Source organism: Micromonospora sp. DT4 (genome assembly GCF_049841675.1).
GTDB lineage: Bacteria > Actinomycetota > Actinomycetes > Mycobacteriales > Micromonosporaceae > Micromonospora.
The window spans coordinates 1-4,108 of record NZ_JBNCKT010000215.1 but is presented as its reverse complement, the minus strand read 5'-3'; the positions used below and the strand labels follow the sequence as shown (position 1 = coordinate 4,108).

Genomic DNA, 4,108 nt, shown 5'->3' with positions numbered 1-4,108 from the left:
TGAAAGCCTTGTTCGGCAAGCCAGAAGTCCGCTACGCAGCCGGCTAACCACGGCACCTTTGGGTTACTGGTCAATAGCTACTTCAAAACAGCCTGAAGGGCGGCGCGTGCGGTGGCTTCCTGCTCTAGCGCGTAGCCCCGGTGCAGGCAGCGTTGCGCGAAGACGCCAACCGGATCCGGGCGTTGTGCGAGCTGCTGGAGGCGGCTGCGGCTGTGAGTGTTGAAGGGCCGGCCTTCGTCGTGCGGCACGGTGCCGACGTCCACGACGTGGATGGTGGTGACCGACGGCAGGTTGTCGTGGATGCGGGCGGTGATGCGTACGCCGCCGAGGTCGGCATCTGCGCAAATGACAACCCGGGAGGTCTGCTGCGCCGCCTGGACGATCACTGACACGACGGCGTCGGGCGGCTGCCCGTGGCACCAGACGACCGGCAGATCGGCCCGGGCGTCACAGACCGCTTCGGCCGCCTGCCGGTTCTCCACGACCAGCAGGACATCACCCGGCCCAGTGACGGTCACTCGGGGCAGCATGCGGGGGCTCAGCCGGATGTCATGCGGCCCGGGCATGGCCGACAGGTCAAGGACGGAGCCGTCGGTCGTGTGCAGCAGGATCGGGCCGCCGAGCCCGATGTACGGGTTGCGGGCCACGCCGAGCGCGATGAGCGTCTCGTGGTCGAAGCCCATCGCGGCGAGCAGATGGTTCACGTCGTCGCGGGCTTTCGTGTCCTTGGCGTGACTCTGCACGAAGGCGCGAAGCGAATCGTGGCTGCGGCCCTCGGCCAGGTCGGTGGCGGCGCGCACCGCCCACAGCAACCGGTCGGGATGATCGGTATCACGGAGTGCCCGGCTGGCATCCGGCCAGTCGTCGGCGAGCGCCGACGCGATCTGCTCCGCCCTGGTGCGAAGGGTCCTGGTGTCGTCCCGACGGCGGCTTCGACGTTTCTGTTCGGCTGCCGCGAGGTCGGGGTGCGGGTACACCCGGCGTGGCGGCTGGGCCAGGGCGTTGCCGTTGAGGGTGTAGCCGATAGTCACGCAGCCGGATTCGGCGAGCTCCAGCATGATGCGCAGCGCGTCGGTACCGAACCTGCTGCTGACACCGGCCCAGCCGTGCTCGCTGCGAATGACCCAGCTCCAGTCGCTGTCGCTGAGCAGCCCGTCCGGTCGGCGGGGGGCCTCGCTCGGTTCTGCGGTGCGGAGCCGTGCAGAGCGCGGTCTCGGTCGGCCTCGGCTGTCGCGGGGGTAGCGGCCGCTGGGAGGCAGTGGTGCGTAGGCGACCAGGCCCGGATAGTCGCGGATCCAGCTCAGGGTGATCTCGGGATCCGGTTCCCCAGGGATGGTGCCGTCGGTGTCGGTCATGTCTGCGGCTCCGGCCGGAACGAGGTCATCCAGTCGGAGAGCAGTTGCACCCGGGCGGTGTCGGCTTCGCTGCCGATGACGACCGGTGCCTGGTTGTACGGCATGACGTCGGACGGGCGGCGCAGCTTGATGTAGAGGCTGGACGCGCCGATCGCGTACCTCTCCATGTCGTCCTGCAGGGCGCCGACGACGCTGATCGCCCGGTCGCGGCCGATGTTCTCGAACAGGGCGACGGCGTCACGGCGGTGTGCCGCGCCGAGGTTGCGGCCGAGTTCGTCAAGGACCAGCAGCAGCGGCCGGTCCTGGGCGCCGGCGAGTGCCGCCGCGCAGACGAGCTTCACTGCTTTGTCGTCCATCTGGGCGGTGTTGCCGCGCAGCCGGTACGACGACGGCGGCTTGCCCTCGCCGCGCCGCCAACGTGGGGTGATCGTCCACTGCCACGGCTTCTCCGGGTCGGCGGGGGCCTCCGGCTCCGGGAAGTCGAGGTTGCCGCCGTAGCCGCCGTAGGTCTGGTCGAGCCGGTCGAACTCGTCGGACACCTGCCGCAGCTTCGCCTTGATCGCTTTGGCGGTGGTCGACCGCAACGCCTCCGACGTTCGCCGAGCCTCGTCGAGCGCGGCCTTCGCTCCAGTCAGGGTGATCGTCTTCGCCTGCCGCTCCCGCTGGATCTGGGACGCGTTCTCCCGGTCGACACGCTCATGATCGGTCAGAAAGTTCCCAACGATCCGCAACACATCGGGGATCAGCCGCACATATGCACCTCCGGTGCGCCGGTCGGCGCGTTGCTCGTCGACGACGCGCAGTTCCTCCGGCCGGTTCTGCTCCGGGTCACCGGGCGGAAAGCACGCGGCGCGCACCTCGTTGGCCAGCCGCGCGCACACCTCGTCCCACTCCGCCGGCGGCCGCATCGCCTCGCTCTCGTCGAGCGTGAGCAGGTGCTGCTCGGCGGTATCCACCGTTCCGGTCCACTGCGCGTTCAGGCGGGGAAGATCGAAATCTGTACGCTGCTGGAGCAGTGCGTTCCACTGTTTGCGGTTCTCTTCGAGTTCCTTTTTCAGGGTGGCCAGAGTGCGGCGCGCCGTGTCGATCTGCTGGGCCCGGGCGGCTTTCTCACCGAGAGCGACCTCGTAGCCGATCTTCGCCTGCCGCAACGGTCCGTCGAGTTTGCTCAGCTCCCCTTCGATGGCGGAGTTGCGAACACGGAGCTTCGTCACCTTGTCTTGAACCGCACCAGCCTCGGCCTCGGCTTTCGCGCCACGCAGGTGCGCGTCAGCGCGGCTCTTGGTCCGTTCGGCCTCACGGATCCCCTCGTCAGCCTCGTCGTCCTCGCCGGCGGCTTTCTCCAGTTGATCCTGAGCGGCTCGGATTCGGCCAGCACGACCGGTCAGGGCCTCCGGGAGAACGGCGATCCCGTGCACACCAGCCACAGGATCGATATGACCGTCAGCACCGGCTCGCTTTGCCAACGCCGCGAGGAATCGACCCAACGGCAGGTCGGGATCCGCGGCGGCCGGCAGGCCTGGCCCGAGCAGGTGGTCGGCCGGGTCTGCTTCGACCAGCAAGCTTCCAGGTAACGCGGCCAGTAGTTGGACGGCTTCCTGAGCTTGGTGGTGAGCGACGGCGACCGCGTGCCGATAGGGCAGCAGCCGAGCTTCCCATACAGGCCGCTGCTGTTCGGTCAAGGAGATCGTGTCGACCAGCGGCGCAGCGGTGATGTCGTTCGCCCATAGCAACCGAACCTGGGCGACCGCGACATCCTCGCCCTTCTCCGCCGCCGACAGCGCCGCCTTGGCAACCCGCAGCGCGTGCTCTGTACGGCCTTTGATCCGCTCCGCTGCCTGGACCATTCTCCCGGCTTCGGCGATCTCCTCCTCGGCCTGTTCAACGGTACGCCCGTCCGCGACGTCCGCGACGGCTTGAAGGGTCCGCAGCTGTCCACCGAGGGTTTCGATCGAGCCGACGTTCTGATTCTGCTCGACCTTCAGCGCGCTCTCAACGGCCTTCTGATCCTCGTACGTCTTGATCCGGGTTCGGCAGCTCTCGTCGAACGCCTTGTCGTCGGACAGCCGATTGACCTTCTCACCGGCTGTCTCGATCTGCGCGTCCAGTTCCTTGCGCCGACGTTCCTTCTCCTCGACGTCTTGGCCGATCCGCTCGGATTCGTGGAAGCCGTCGACCAGGTACCGGGCGCAGCGGCTTCGCCAGCTGTCACGCGCCTCGGCCAGCAACGTCCGGGCACGCTCCCGTGAGGCGATGCCGTCCTCCACCACCTTCATCCGGTCGTCCCACAGCTCGTATTCCTCTTCGGCCCGCGCGGCCCGCCCGGCATGTTCGTACTCCTCGGCCCGGGATTTCTGTTCCTGTTCGATCTCGGCGGTCAGGCCGGTCAGCGCACCGATGGCCTCGAAGATCCGTTCCGGGGTCAGCTCGTTGAGCGGCTGGGCGAGCAGGTTCGCGGTCGGGCTGGCCCGTACCGAGGTCGACAGGAAGGACACGCACCTGACCGTCGAGCCGTACAGGGTACGGGCGAGCCGGTTGGCACGGATGTCGGTGCGGCCGTTGCTGCGCGGCAGCGCATCCCACAAGCCGTCGGCGCCGCCGGCCCGCTCGTCCTCCGTGTCACCGAACGGCACGTGCAGCCGATGGGCCCACCGCAACTCCACGTGCGGGCTCTGCCGGTTATTGACCCGTAACCCAAATGGTTTGTGATCGTTTGGGGTGTATGGGCGTTACGGTGCGGGACGCGCGTCGGC

Annotated in this window: 2 protein-coding genes; both read right to left on the bottom strand. The window is 68.1% G+C overall.

Annotated features, from left to right (window positions below):
* Positions 1-77: 77 nt before the first annotated feature.
* Positions 78-1,058, bottom strand: coding sequence for a DUF2399 domain-containing protein (locus ACLQ24_RS28770; RefSeq protein ID WP_425894878.1), 981 nt, complete (start codon positions 1,056-1,058; stop codon positions 78-80).
* A gap of 293 nt (positions 1,059-1,351) precedes the next feature.
* Positions 1,352-4,018, bottom strand: a complete 2,667-nt coding sequence (locus tag ACLQ24_RS28765; RefSeq protein ID WP_425894877.1) for a hypothetical protein — start codon at positions 4,016-4,018, stop codon at positions 1,352-1,354.
* Between the last annotated feature and the right edge of the window lie 90 nt (positions 4,019-4,108).

Coding starts and splice junctions, on each gene's coding strand:
- ACLQ24_RS28770 (WP_425894878.1), bottom strand. CDS start 1,058: ATGCTGGAGCTCGCCGAATCCGGCTGCGTGACTATCGGCTACACCCTC.